Source organism: Paenibacillus sp. FSL R10-2748 (genome assembly GCF_038005565.1).
GTDB classification, from domain to species: domain Bacteria; phylum Bacillota; class Bacilli; order Paenibacillales; family Paenibacillaceae; genus Paenibacillus; species Paenibacillus polymyxa_B.
In genome coordinates, this window is record NZ_JBBOTK010000002.1 from 631572 (window position 1) to 644772 (window position 13201).

11 protein-coding genes and 1 other annotated feature are annotated in these 13201 nt (G+C 45.6%); of the genes, 4 read left to right on the forward strand and 7 right to left on the reverse strand.

Annotation, left to right across the window (positions count from 1 at the left end; translation table 11 throughout):
• Positions 1 to 219 precede the first annotated feature (219 nt).
• Entirely contained in the window at positions 220 to 819 is a 600-nt protein-coding gene (rpsD, locus tag NSS66_RS09505) for a 30S ribosomal protein S4 (RefSeq protein WP_025723468.1), read from the forward strand.
• Positions 820 to 898: 79 nt separating this feature from the next.
• Here rpsD and NSS66_RS09510 read toward each other — a convergent pair whose 3' ends face one another.
• Both NSS66_RS09510 and tyrS read right to left on the reverse strand, forming a co-directional pair.
• Positions 899 to 1768 (reverse strand): AraC family transcriptional regulator, encoded by an 870-nt coding sequence (locus tag NSS66_RS09510; protein ID WP_068941495.1) that lies wholly within the window; start codon positions 1766 to 1768, stop codon positions 899 to 901.
• A gap of 199 nt (positions 1769 to 1967) precedes the next feature.
• Positions 1968 to 3221: a tyrosine--tRNA ligase gene (gene tyrS / locus NSS66_RS09515; protein ID WP_013310921.1), complete on the reverse strand. Its 1254-nt coding sequence runs from the start codon at positions 3219 to 3221 to the stop codon at positions 1968 to 1970.
• Positions 3222 to 3287: 66 nt separating this feature from the next.
• Positions 3288 to 3554, reverse strand: a binding site (T-box leader).
• Between the two features lie 135 nt (positions 3555 to 3689).
• On the opposite strand from tyrS, the gene NSS66_RS09520 reads away from it, so the two are divergent.
• Entirely contained in the window at positions 3690 to 6713 is a 3024-nt protein-coding gene (locus NSS66_RS09520) for a penicillin-binding protein 1A (RefSeq protein WP_069080013.1), read from the forward strand.
• A 118-nt stretch (positions 6714 to 6831) separates the two neighbouring features.
• Here the strand turns inward: NSS66_RS09520 and acsA are convergent, their stop codons facing one another.
• The gene (acsA, locus tag NSS66_RS09525) at positions 6832 to 8547 is read right to left on the reverse strand and encodes an acetate--CoA ligase (RefSeq protein ID WP_340958825.1); all 1716 of its coding nucleotides are present in this window, start codon (positions 8545 to 8547) and stop codon (positions 6832 to 6834) included.
• 246 nt (positions 8548 to 8793) lie between these two features.
• Between acsA and NSS66_RS09530 the strand changes: the two genes are divergently transcribed.
• Positions 8794 to 9426 carry a GNAT family N-acetyltransferase gene (locus NSS66_RS09530; protein ID WP_023989332.1) on the forward strand — a complete coding sequence of 211 codons (633 nt, stop codon included), beginning with the start codon at positions 8794 to 8796 and terminating at the stop codon, positions 9424 to 9426.
• A 12-nt stretch (positions 9427 to 9438) separates the two neighbouring features.
• On the opposite strand, the gene NSS66_RS09535 is transcribed toward NSS66_RS09530, so the two are convergent.
• The 4 genes from NSS66_RS09535 to NSS66_RS09550 form a co-directional block, all read right to left on the reverse strand.
• Positions 9439 to 10137 (reverse strand): 5'-methylthioadenosine/adenosylhomocysteine nucleosidase, encoded by a 699-nt coding sequence (locus tag NSS66_RS09535; protein ID WP_068941485.1) that lies wholly within the window; start codon positions 10135 to 10137, stop codon positions 9439 to 9441.
• A 114-nt stretch (positions 10138 to 10251) separates the two neighbouring features.
• A complete protein-coding gene (ccpA, locus tag NSS66_RS09540) occupies positions 10252 to 11259 on the reverse strand; it encodes a catabolite control protein A (RefSeq protein ID WP_023989333.1) in 1008 nt (335 codons plus the stop codon).
• A 107-nt stretch (positions 11260 to 11366) separates the two neighbouring features.
• The gene (ytxJ, locus tag NSS66_RS09545) at positions 11367 to 11708 is read right to left on the reverse strand and encodes a bacillithiol system redox-active protein YtxJ (protein WP_013310927.1); all 342 of its coding nucleotides are present in this window, start codon (positions 11706 to 11708) and stop codon (positions 11367 to 11369) included.
• A 101-nt stretch (positions 11709 to 11809) separates the two neighbouring features.
• A complete protein-coding gene (locus NSS66_RS09550; RefSeq protein ID WP_023989334.1) occupies positions 11810 to 12256 on the reverse strand; it encodes a hypothetical protein in 447 nt (148 codons plus the stop codon).
• A 338-nt stretch (positions 12257 to 12594) separates the two neighbouring features.
• On the opposite strand from NSS66_RS09550, the gene NSS66_RS09555 reads away from it, so the two are divergent.
• Positions 12595 to 13131 carry a type 1 glutamine amidotransferase domain-containing protein gene (locus NSS66_RS09555; RefSeq protein WP_023989335.1) on the forward strand — a complete coding sequence of 179 codons (537 nt, stop codon included), beginning with the start codon at positions 12595 to 12597 and terminating at the stop codon, positions 13129 to 13131.
• The last annotated feature ends 70 nt before the right edge of the window (positions 13132 to 13201 follow it).

Here is a 13201-nt window from a genome sequence, read left to right on the forward strand (position 1 = left end):
ATATTAATGAAAAAGACTGTACGGCAGAACTATCTACTGTGCGGATCTTAAATTTTGGGCGTAACAGTTTGTGTCACCCTCATCTTTTTTGTTGCTGACAGGACAGCGGCTGAACTTTTCTGTCAGTAGTGCGTCTTACCTTAATTGGTAGCGCCGAACAAATTGGAGCGCAAAGAGAGCCCCAACTCAAATTTTAATTATGAAGGAGTTAACTCTATAATGGCACGTTACACTGGTCCTAAATTTAAATTGAGCCGTCGTCTCGGTATTTCCCTGAGCGGCACAGGTAAAGAATTGAAACGCCCTTTCCCTCCGGGACAACATGGTGCAAACCAACGGAGAAAAATCAGCAACTACGGTATGCAGCTTCAAGAGAAACAAAAGCTGCGTCACATGTACGGCTTGGGTGAAAAACAATTCCGTACCCTGTTCAACAAAGCTCAACACATGCACGGTATCGCTGGTGAAAACTTTATGTTCTTGCTGGAAAGCCGCCTGGACAACCTTGTGTTCCGTCTTGGCTTTGCTAATTCCCGTGCAGGCGCACGTCAATTGGTAGCTCACGGTCACGTTACTGTGAACGGTAAAAAAGTTGACATCGCTTCTTACCAAGTAAGTCTTGGCGACGTGATCGGTCTTCGTGAAAGAAGTCGTTCCCTGTCTTCCATTAAAGAAGCTTTGGAAAACCGCAACCACTTGGCAGCTTACCTGGAGTACAATGACGCAGCTCTGGAAGGTAAATTCATTCGTTTGCCTGAGCGTGGCGAATTGTCCCAAGATATCGATGAAAAACAAATCGTCGAATTCTACAACCGCTAATCCTTGTATTAGCACCAAAAAGCACCCGAATTTATTCGGGTGCTTTTTTTATATTTCCTATGCATCGAGCCTGAGGGTTTTATTCAATGGGGATGTATACCTTCATACTCAAGTGATCTGGATAGGAGGAATTCATCACGTCCGTAATTTCAAAATCAGGCCCCTCCCTCCGTTCAAAATTAGAATTAGGAAGCCATGTGCCATAGATAAAGTCTCGTATATTCTGAACCCGTCCATCTGAACCCGAAGCGTCAAACTCAGCATACTTCCCTGCTGGAATCTCCATATATATGAAACCCTCTGCCAGTTCTTTTGACTCTTTTTCAACTGCCTCGCCCACCACAAATGAAAATGCACCGTTGTCTTCAAATCGACAGGCAACCCCATATGACATTCCCGGTGCAATTTTGTTCGGGATAAACATAAAATATTCATTTGCTCCAAAGTGCCCATAAAACCCTGGGATTTCTTTATAGTGCTGCTCATTATTCAGATTTGTTTTATATTCATATCCTACAATTTTAACTGTTTCGAGCTGCAATATCACCGGCTTATTCACATCCAAATCCCCCATCGTATTTTTTTGGTAATCCAGAAAATTGATTTTACTTTGCGCAGGAAACTCGATATCACCGTTACGATACTTGCCAGGGGTGATCCCAAAATTCTTTTCAAAAGCGCGGGTAAAAGCTTCTTGTGAGTTGTATTGATACTCAATAGCAATGTCCAACACTTTTTGATTGGATTGTTTTAGCTGTTCAGCCGCCTCGGACAATCTTCTCCTTCTTATATATTGTTGAACCGTAAAACCCGAAATGGCCTGAAAAACCCGTTGGAAATGAAAAGCTGAAAAACATGCCTGTGAAGCAATCTCGGCAATTTTTAAATCCTCCCGGAGATTCAATTCAATAAACTCAATCGCACACTGAATTCGTTTAAAATAGTCCATATAATCCTTCCCCGCACTTGTAATTGTTTTGGTTATCTATCCTACACCCAAATTGTGCAACCCACGTTTTCATTATGTATAACTCTTTACCTACATGTTTGATTATTTGTGCTAAGTTTACCATGACTTTTCACTTGTCAGAAAAAAAAGCAACGCTGAGATCGATACAATCTCAGTGCTGCTTTTGAATATATTTTCATTATCCAAGCTTGATTTTAGCAAATTTCCGTTTACCTACCTGCACAATGTCGCCTTCCTTCGGCGTGTATGCTTCGTTCACATCGGTCCATTTCTCTTCGTTAATTTTGACCGAACCCTGCTGAATACTGCGCTTGGCTTCACCATTTGATGCTGCAAAGCCCAGATGAGTCAGCAACTGGATCACACGAATGCCACCTTCTTCTAACTGATCAGCCGTCAAGGTGAACTCTTCAATATCGTCAGGCAGCGCACGTTGCTGGAATACGGTCACAAAATGCTGCTTCGCTGCTTCCTCTGCTTCTTCGCCGTGGTACATGCGCACTAACGTTCCAGCCAGCTTCATTTTGGCATCACGTGGATGTACTGAGCCGTCCTTAACACCTTTCGCCAGCTCTGCCAGCTCCTCGTTGTTGATATCCGTTGCAAGCTCAAAATATTTCAGCATCAGCTCGTCAGGAACGGACATGGATTTCCCGTATATTTCGTTCGGCTCCTCATCAACACCAATGTAGTTCCCCAAACTTTTGCTCATCTTCTGGACGCCATCCAGCCCTTCAAGCAATGGTAATGTAATAGTAGCCTGCGGCTCAACTCCGTATTCTTTTTGCAGGGTTCTGCCCATCAGCAGATTAAACTTCTGATCCGTCCCCCCCAATTCAATATCGCTTTGGAGAGCCACGGAATCCATGCCCTGCATCAGCGGGTAAAAGAACTCATGGATGCTGATCGGCAATCCGTTTTGGTACCTTTTTGTAAAATCATCTCGTTCCAACATACGGGCAACCGTTACTTTGGCCGACAGGGTTACTACATCAGCAAAAGACATTGGCCCTAACCATTCGGAATTGTAGAATACCTTTGTTTTTTCAGGATCGAGAATTTTAAAAATTTGTTCCTTGTACGTTTGTGCATTACGCTGTACATCTTCCTCAGTCAGTTGCTTACGAGTCTCCGATTTACCTGTCGGATCACCAATTCTGCCTGTAAAATCTCCGATAATCAGTTGCACTTGATGGCCTAATTCCTGGAACTGGCGCAGTTTGTGCATAACAACCGTATGTCCGATGTGAATGTCGGGCGCAGATGGATCAAGACCCAGCTTAATTTTAAGCGGCTCGCCGCTAACGACCGATTTGATTACCTTACGCTTCAGCTCATCCTCCGGTACAATTTCCGCCACACCCCGCTGTATCACCTCTAGCTGTCGCTCGACCTCTACCTGTTGCTCCGGCTTCAATTCTTCCCACTTCATCCTGTATACCTCCTATTTTTCATCCAAAATATTACATATTAGACAAACCAAAAAGCCCCTTTCATCCCAAGGGACGAGAAGGAGCTACTCGCGTTACCACCCTAATTAAAGAAACGCATGTCAAAGACATACATTTCTTTCACTTCATTCATATAACGGGCCTACACCCGGTACTGGATTACTATGGTAGCTTCGCAAACCTGCAAATGCTTTCCATTCATCCAGACAGCTCCAGACGGTAATTCAAAGGAGGGACGCTACCGATTCACACCACCCATCGGCTCTCTGTACAACGTGAATCCGCCTTCTACTGAAGTCTTTCTCTGCTTTTCACGATATTTACTTTGACCTATTTATAACACACTGCTTTTATGTAGTCAACGACACCAAAAGACAGGCTTTTTAGCATATGGGTTCATTTTGTAATTTTATGCTATAATAATGGCTGTTATAAAGGAGGAAGACTTAATGGTTGAAGAAAAAAACAATGTATCAGCGCCAAAGCCTTCCCGCTTGAGGACAACCATGCGAAGGCTCGGCCGTGTCATAAAGTGGGTCATCATCATCGGTTTTATGGGGGCACTATTTGCAGGGGGGGCCGCCGCTGGCTATGTTGCTTCTATTGTAAAAAGCGAACCCGTGCGTTCCAGATCCATGATCCTACAGGAAGTAGATAAGAATGCAATTACAGGCTTCGCTTATTTCAATGATGGCTCTCCCATCGGACAACTTCGGACAGAAGAAGATCGAAGACCTGTCACGTTTAAGGAGATTCCACAACTCGTCATTGACGCAGTCATTGCCATTGAAGATAATCATTTTTATGAGCATAAAGGTGTCGATTTGTCGGGAACGCTGCGTGCTGTGAAGCAAAAGGCGCTGCATGAATCCGTACAAACCGGGGGGAGTACCCTCACCCAGCAGCTTGCGCGTCGTGTCTTTCTAAATCTCGATCGCACGGATGACCGCAAGGTCAAAGAAATTTTGCTGTCTCTGCGCCTTGAGCGCTTCCTGAGCAAGCAGCAAATTATTACGGCCTATCTCAATAAAGTACCTTTTGGTAACGGTTCAAGCGGTTACAACGTCTTTGGCATTAAAGCAGCGGCCAAAGGTATTTTTAATGAGAATGATCTGAACGAGATTAATGTAGCCCAGGCCGCCTATCTGGCAGGTTTGCCACAGCTTCCTTCTTCTTATTCTGCTTACAACGGTAAGGGCGAGTTTAATGAAGCTGGCTTTAAAAGAGCCATCAACCGCCAGCACCTGGTGCTCAGTCGAATGCTGGAGGAGAACAAAATCAATAAAGCACAGTATGATGAAGCGATGGCTTTTGATATCAAAAAATCTCTCGCACCACGCACTGTTAAAGCTTATAACACCTATCCATACCTTATGATGGAAACAGAACGACAGGCTGCGCAGGCACTCATGTCTGTCACCAATCCGGGTCAAGCAGCTAATGCCAGTGCAGATGCCAAGACCAAGGACGATAACGATTTACTCAAAGAAGCTGAACAGCAGCTTCGCACAGGCGGTTATATGGTGTACACCACCATTGATAAGAGCGTCTACAAATCTATGCGTCAAATTGCAGAAAATAAAAACAACTTCTCTGCCACTAGTAAAACCAAGGGTGACGAACAAGCAGCGGCTATTCTGATTCAGCATAAAACAGGCGCCATTCTTGGAATGATGGAAGGTCGGGACTTCCAAAAGGAGCAGATGAATTATGCCACGCAGATGGTACGTCAGCCAGGTTCGGCAATGAAACCGATTGCTGCCTATCTCCCTGCATTGGACAGCGGTCTTGTGCAGCCTGGTAGTATCGTGGATGATGCCCCTATTATTTTGAAAGATGGCAGTAATGGATATCACATTCCGAAAAATGCTAACAACCGCTATCAAGGATTGGTTACGGCGCGTTATGCACTGAATCAATCGCTAAATACGATAGCACTCAAGCTGTTTAACGAAAAAGTAGGGATTAGCAACGCTTGGGCTTTTGCTAAAAAACTGGGTATCACCACCTTGGAATCCAGTGATAACAACGCTCAAACGGGTGTACTTGGCGGCTTGGCCCATGGGGTGACTGTCGAGGAACTCACGAATGCATATGGAGCCATTCCAAATGGCGGTGTGTTTAATGACGCCTATATGATCGAAAAGATTGTGGATTCGCAAGGCAATATTGTATATAAGCATCAGGCTAATCCTGTGCAGGCCTTCTCACCGCAAACCGCCTACCTGATGACGGATATGTTGCGTACAGCCGTGTCGGAAGGCACAGGCAGACTGGTGAAGCGGAACTTTGATCAATCCGGCAAGATTCCGATTGCCGGCAAGACAGGCACTACGCAATCCTACACTGATGTTTGGTTCGAGGGCTTTACGCCTGACGTCACGCTGGGTGTATGGGTTGGTTACAAGCAACCTGTCAATAAGCTTGAAACGAAAGTCCAAAAAGAGCGGGCTCGTCGCTTATGGGCTCTAATCATGAATGAAGTAACAGCTAAAGATGCCCAGCTGTTCCAAACGGACAGCTTCAAGAGACCTGACGGCATTGTAAGCCGCACAGCATCCGCGTATGGTTCGGACATTTATAACAGTAAGTATCCACCTAAAAACAGTGAAAATGGTGTGAGCCGTGCGAAATATATTACCTACCAAGGTGTGAATTATATTCCACGCGATGGTACACCGGATGATATGTTATATGAACGGACCGTTAGAAAACGGGAAAAGCCCATCTCAGAATTGATTAAAGAGCTTCAGCAAGCCTTCAAGGTGATGAGACGACATAATTCGTTGTCCTACTATCTGCCTCAGGATGCAGATAAGGAAGCTCCTACTCAGATTGATCCACGCAAGGACGATGGAGCAGCCCCTAACGCTCCATCTAGCGTCAACGTAAGCTATAGTGACGGCAAAGCCATAATCAGCTTTAGCCCAAGCGGAAACAGCGACGTCGTAGGATACCGTCTGTATCGTTCTACAGATGGGGGCAGCTTCCAACGGCTTGGCAAGGTTGTTATGGCTGACGGCTCCAAGGTGTTCTCTGACAGCCCTGGGGGCAGCAGCTCCAGCTACTACGTGACCGCCGTTGATGTAGGCGGCCATGAGTCTGGGCCAAGCACGAAAGCAAGCGCAGCACCTGTGGTGCCACCTGCAGATTCTGAGTCTCCAGACGTTCCGGGCGAGGGAGATGGAACAGGTGCACAGCCTACAGAGGTTCCTACTGCCCCTGGACAGCCTCAAGCTAAAGCCGCTGGCTCATCCGTAGCGCTCCAATGGAGCGCAGGTAAGTCTGCGGACGCTATTACAGGCTATAACGTGTATTACAGCGAAAGCGGTGCGGAGCCTTTTACAAACATAGGCTCTACCGCATCTCCCAGCTTTGAATATAAGTCGGGGAAAAAGCCAAAAGGCTGGTTTCGTGTCACTTCCATGAATGCCATGGGGGAATCGGCTCCTTCCGGAGCCGTCCGTCCATAACAGAAGACAAAGCAGAAAGTGATAGGGTGAATATGAGATTCACCCTATCAAAAAGGGAGTCCCCTTAGCCATTAAGGCTTTGGAGACTCCCTTTTTTAATTCTAATATGCACAGCACTTCAATCCTCTATGGTAGATAAGTCACCTGTAGGAAGGTTAAGCTCCCAGGCTTTCAACACGCGTCTCATAATTTTACCGGAACGGGTTTTGGGTAGCTTTTCCTTAAACTCAATTTCGCGTGGAGCAGCATGAGCAGACAGCCCTTCCTTAACGAAGCGATAGATGTCCTGCTGTAAAGCTTCAGACGGTGCATAGCCTTCACGCAGTGCAACAAAAGCCTTGATAATCTCTCCCCGCACGGTATCTGGTTTTCCAATGACTCCGGCTTCCGCTACTGCAGGATGCTCCAGAAGCTTGCTCTCCACCTCAAAAGGGCCAATTCGCTCCCCGGAGGAGTTAATGACATCATCAATCCTACCCTGAAACCAGAAATATCCGTCCTCATCCATGTAAGCTGAATCACCCGATACATACCAACCGGGAAAGCGGAAATATTCCTGAAACTTGTTCGGATTGTTCCATATACGATTCATCATGGATGGCCATGGTGTACGGATCGCCAAGTGGCCCATCCGGTCAGGAGGCAACACCTGCCCTCTGTCGTCCAAAATAACAGCCTGAATACCTGGGAGTGGCTTTCCCATCGAACCCGGCTTAATTGGCAGCTCAGGGTAATTACAGATCAACTGTGCTCCTGTTTCCGTCATCCACCAAGTATCATGAATGCGCTGTGTATACACTTGCCATCCCCATCGCACCACTTCTGGATTCAACGGTTCCCCAACGGATAATACATGCCGCAGACTGCTAAGATCATATTTGGAAACAACCTGCTCCCCTGCGCTCATCAGCATCCGAAACGCTGTAGGAGCACTATACCATATGGTCACTTCGTGACGCTCAATCGTGCGGTACCAGTCTTCCGGGCTGAAACGCCCCCCACGAATGACATTCGTCGCTCCATTTAGCCATGGAGCAAAAATACCGTATGATGTTCCCGTGACCCAGCCAGGATCAGCAGTACACCAATACACATCATCTTCCCGCAAATCCAGCACCATTTTGCCAGTATAGTAATGCTGAATCATCGCATTTTGCACATGATACACGCCTTTGGGCTTGCCTGTTGAGCCTGATGTATAGTGAATAATTAATCCATCTTCACGATTCAACCATTCTGGCTCAAGTTCCTCTGAGGACATAAGCATTTCTGTCTCGAAATCGATAATTCCCTGCTCGCGTGCATCCATATCACCAACCACAAAAATATGTCGCAGCTCAGGAAGCTCCTCACGTTTTACCCGTGACAGAAGCGCAGGTGTGGTCACTAATGCCACCGCCCCACTATCCTCCAATCGATCCTTAACCGCAGTTTCCATAAACGCCTCAAATAATGGACCGACAACAGCTCCAACCTTTAGAACACCAAGTAAACTAATAACCAGCTCGGGTGAACGTGGCATGAAAATAAACACCCGCTCCCCTTTACCAATACCGTATTTCCGCAGCACATTTCCGAACCTGTTAGAACTAGCACGAAGCTGAGAGAAGGTGTAGGTTTCGTGACGGTTTGCGTCACAATACAATAGTGCCGCTTTCTCACCTCGTCCTTCCTGTACATGTCGATCAATGGCTTCATGTGCCATATTGACCTTGCCTGTTTCATACCACGTAAAATGACGCTCTGCATCCTCCCACTGAAAGTTGTTGTAAGCTTGTTCATACGGGCCCATGTTGGATGTGGGAACTACAGTCTGGAGTTCTTCAATCTTCATGCGTTAAGCCTCCTCACAATGGATTAATGAGAATCACACAGAACAAGATAACGCTTACAAAATCAATAAAGCAGATGAAGTCCTTTGGTGTACTGGTTGATTTAAGCACTTAATTGTGAACATTTTATGTCTAAAACAGTATATCATAGGTCAGGATGTGACGACCATCCTTTTCATTTAATTGTTTTTTTGCTATAAGTAGGGGATATGAGGAACGAGCTCATGGCGAACAAGGAGGGCGTACACATGCAGCATTTAAAACTGTACCACTTGGACACGCTGGATCATAACGGACAAACAATCTATGTAGAAGGCCCCGTATCCGCGGATCAACTGCGTTCATTTCAAATGCACAAGCAATTAGATGCCTTTCGCAAACCAAAGGAACAGTTCGACGCGTTGGTGGATATTTCAGAACTGCCAGAAGGCAGAATTATCATTGCCCACAACGGGGAAACCCTTCTGGGATATGTTACTTTTCATTACCCAGATGAGATGGAGCGCTGGTCGGAAGCTGGCATGAAGGATTTACTGGAACTTGGAGCTGTTGAGGTAGCCGATGACTATCGTGGTCTGGGCCTGGGTAGCCGAATGATTCGGATTGCCTTTGAGGACAGACAACTTGAATCCTATATTATTTTTACCACCGAATACTATTGGCATTGGGATTTAAAAGGCAGCGGTCTCTCCGTATGGGAATACCGCCGCATGATGGAACGTCTGATGAAAACTGTAGATATGGTCTGGTACGCCACGGATGATCCTGAAATATGCTCACATCCTGCTAACTGTCTGATGGTACGAATGGGAAAGGATGTGCCCCTCGCATCACAGGAGCAGTTTGACCATATCCGGTTTGTCCGAAGATTCATGTATTAAAAAATTATACCCTTATCCCAAATGCTTGAGCATGAACTCCACAATACGATGCGAACGATGTGAAGCTTCTACCGTAAATTCAGCATAATTAACGTGAGCCGATCCATCAGCCTTATCTGACATAGATCGTAGGACAACATAAGGCACAGCGTTCATATGAGCTGTCTGAGCCACAGCTGCACCCTCCATTTCGGTACAAGCACCGTCCATTTCCTGATGCAATGCAGTCACTAACTCACGATTTGCAACAAATTGATCGCCAGAAAGTACCTTGCCGACAATATACCGATCGCCAAACGATTTGCAGGCTTGCTCAGCTAGACTTGCAAGCTCGGGATCAGCCACAAACTCTGAGGTGTCCTGATAAGGAATGACCCCTCTGGCATAACCCAAAGGCGTTACATCCATATCATGCTGCATACATGTTGATGAGATGACAATATCCCCAATGTTTAAATCGGGATGAACTGCCCCTGCCACTCCCGTAAATATAATCTGTTCTACACCAAAATGATCAATCAGGATTTGTGTTGTTACCGCAGCATTAACCTTGCCTACACCGGATTTGCAGACAACGACTCTTTGCCCGTGAATGATTCCTGTAGTGTACGTGATTCCAGCCTTGACCGTCTTGCTCGCTTCCGTCATCGCTGCCAGCAGCAATTCAATTTCTTCATCCATAGCACCCATTAATCCATAAAGTCGGCTCATTACGCATCCCTCTATTCTTGGTTTGATGATGATGTCCATAAGAAGCTTTATATCCGCGAAAAAAGCTCCATCAAAGGAGCTTTCATCGAAGGTATATCCTATTCAGCACTGCGTCTAGTCTAAATAATTAACTGACAACCGCAAAATAGTTTCATGCGGCAAAATAACGCGAGGGTTCTCCACGTTTTCCTTTTTCATCAGCTTGGTCAGCAAACGCATCGCTACCGCACCCAAATCGTACATCGGTTGCGCAACAGTTGTCAGCTGAGGACGAACCATAGAGGCCATACGAATATTGTCAACACTGATTACCGAGAAATCATCAGGAACTTTCAATCCCTCATCCTGAATACTGTGGATCGCACCAATTGCCATTTCATCCGTAGCAGCAAAAATCGCACTTGGCTTCTTCTTCAGGCCGAGAAAATATTTCATTGCTTCGACACCGGATTCATAACGGTAGTTCCCGATTCGCACGAGATCCTCCTGATAATCAATTCCGGCTGTTTCCAGTGCTCTCTTGTAACCTTGGAAACGTGCATAGCCGTTTGCAGGGTCTTGAAGCGTACCACTGATCATTGCGATTTGACGGTGTCCATGGCGGATCAACGTGTTTACTGCATCAAAAGCAGCGGCTTCATGGTCGATATCGACCGAAGGATAGCTTCCTTTTTCATCACTCGTTGCACATAGAACAATAGGGACCGCAGCTGTATGGAACGCCTGAATATGCTCGTCCGTTACTGTACCACCCATGAACAGAAGACCATCCACTTGCTTTTCAAGCAATGTGTTGATGACACGAATCTCTTTTTCTTTTCGCTTGTCGGCATTACACAAAATAATATTATAGTGATACATATTCGCTATATCCTCAATACCGCGCGCAATTTCTGCAAAAATTGAGTTCGATATATCCGGTATAACCACGCCGACGGTCGTTGTCTTCTTGCTGGCCAGACCTCTAGCGACCGCATTTGGGCGATATCCCAATTGTTCAATCGCTTCGTACACCTTCTTGCGGGTCTGAGGTTTCACATTAGGATTATTGTTAACTACGCGGGACACTGTGGCCATTGAGACACCAGCTTCGCGAGCTACATCATAGATCGTTACCGTCACATTCCTTCTCTCCATTGCCAATAAATTTTCAACCGAATCCTAGATCAACTAATTAGAACCATGATACGACAAAATACTACTTTATGCAACGACAGCACACATTCTATCTATGTGAGATGATCGTGGAGTGCACGGGCTGTAATATTCGAATGGGATGTATGCCAAACAGCCTCTCCGCCCTTGATTAAAATGGCCTGCGGGGATTCATGCTTCACCTGAAGCCTGTCCGCGGTTTCATTGGACACCGGCCGATCTTCTACTACATAAATGATACCGTATTCAATATTTTCGTTGGGAGCGCCATGCAAATAGGACTCCACTTCCTGATATGCGCCTGCACTTATCGGACAACGTGTGCTATGTTTAAAGAGAAGCAACGGCTTGTCTGATGACGCTTCCAGAGCCGTATTTAATTGTTGAACAGTAGTCATTTTTGTCATCGTCGCCATTGGATATACATTCCTTTCTGTGTCTTGTCGTATGGCCTATTCACATCGTAACAAAAAGAACATGTAAAATCCAATGGTGACCATGAAAATTTTCATATTTTTTAGTTTTTTGTATTCGTAAATACCGATTCACTGGTAAAACCGGATAATTGAACCAATTTTTTCTCTACATCATTCATCCAATCTTCGTCTCCCAGACTTCTCGCATAGCGATAAAGATCCAGTAAGAGATTAATTCGAAGCTCCATGCGCTCCTCCAAAGCAGATTGCCAATCCACATTGGGATTGTCCGCTTCCTCCAATACAAGCTTGCGAATTATTTCTGCCAGTTCATTGTTGCGAGCAAAAGATATTCTCCGTGCCGTAGGTTTGCTCCCTAGACTTTGTAATAGTGCCTTAATGTCCTTCGTCACATGCTGCAAAACCTCACTGGAAAAGCATGACGAGCATGAGAATACAGGGACGTGCAAAATTTCAACCTTGCCCGCATAGATTACCTTTCGCAGTTCCAGTCCCATCGGTTTGCCACATTGACATTGCTTCTGCATTTAACCACCTCATTACGTAGGATCAAACTATACGAGGATCTCATAAGAATCCAAATATATCTATCTACTAGTCTAATAAATAATTGTTAACTCCATTAAATCTATCATACCTTGTTTTATTTCGACTTTGGGACCTCAAATCCTTCCACAGATTGCAGCTATGAACAAATTACCAAAGCTTTGGCGGGTCAGAAAATGACGACAATTGCTGTCAAAGAGCAGACTACTAACATAAGAATCTGCGAAGGAATGGACTTCGAGCGTTCTTTTTCTTAAGATGTAAAAGTACAGATTACAAAACAGAGGTGTCATCATGTGACGCACGAAAGGATGGTTGGATGTCAAGACTTGCCGGAAAAAAGGTTATCGCCCTGGTGGATGAGGAATTCGAGGATCTGGAGCTGTGGTATCCGATTTACCGTGTTCGTGAAGAAGGCGCAGAAGTGCATTTAGCCGGTGCGGAAAAGGGGAAAAAATATATTGGAAAATATGGCGTACCTGCTGAAGCGGAATATGCCTTTGAGGAACTGAATAGCAGTGATTATGACGGGATTCTCGTCCCTGGCGGTTGGGCACCTGATAAACTGCGCCGCTATCCCAAGGTAATTCAACTCGTACAGGAGTTTCATGCTGCTCATAAGCCGATTGGACAAATCTGCCATGCAGGCTGGGTACTGATCTCTGCTAAAATTTTGGATGGTGTTACGGTAACCTCCACACCAGGTATTCGTGATGATATGGAGAATGCAGGAGCTATTTGGAAGGATGAGGCAGTTGTGACGGACGGACATATTGTATCTGCTCGTCGGCCGCCTGATCTTCCACCTTACGGAAAAGCGTTCTGCGATTTGTTAGCAGATAACACCCGGAAATAAGAGATTAAGTTAATTTTCCGTAATCTCAAGAGGCTGTCAACAAGATGAAAAAAAGAACCTTCAAAACCAT

Excerpts from the sequence above, each read along its gene's own strand:
- tyrS (WP_013310921.1), bottom strand. The coding sequence starts at position 3,221 with ATGAAGTGGGAAGAATTGAAGCCGGAGCAACAGGTAGAGGTCGAGCGA.
- NSS66_RS09555 (WP_023989335.1), top strand. The coding sequence starts at position 12,595 with ATGTCAAGACTTGCCGGAAAAAAGGTTATCGCCCTGGTGGATGAGGAA.
- NSS66_RS09520 (WP_069080013.1), top strand. The coding sequence starts at position 3,690 with ATGGTTGAAGAAAAAAACAATGTATCAGCGCCAAAGCCTTCCCGCTTG.
- NSS66_RS09550 (WP_023989334.1), bottom strand. The coding sequence starts at position 12,256 with ATGCAGAAGCAATGTCAATGTGGCAAACCGATGGGACTGGAACTGCGA.
- acsA (WP_340958825.1), bottom strand. The coding sequence starts at position 8,547 with ATGAAGATTGAAGAACTCCAGACTGTAGTTCCCACATCCAACATGGGC.
- NSS66_RS09535 (WP_068941485.1), bottom strand. The coding sequence starts at position 10,137 with ATGAGCCGACTTTATGGATTAATGGGTGCTATGGATGAAGAAATTGAA.
- NSS66_RS09530 (WP_023989332.1), top strand. The coding sequence starts at position 8,794 with ATGCAGCATTTAAAACTGTACCACTTGGACACGCTGGATCATAACGGA.
- rpsD (WP_025723468.1), top strand. The coding sequence starts at position 220 with ATGGCACGTTACACTGGTCCTAAATTTAAATTGAGCCGTCGTCTCGGT.
- NSS66_RS09510 (WP_068941495.1), bottom strand. The coding sequence starts at position 1,768 with ATGGACTATTTTAAACGAATTCAGTGTGCGATTGAGTTTATTGAATTG.
- ytxJ (WP_013310927.1), bottom strand. The coding sequence starts at position 11,708 with ATGGCGACGATGACAAAAATGACTACTGTTCAACAATTAAATACGGCT.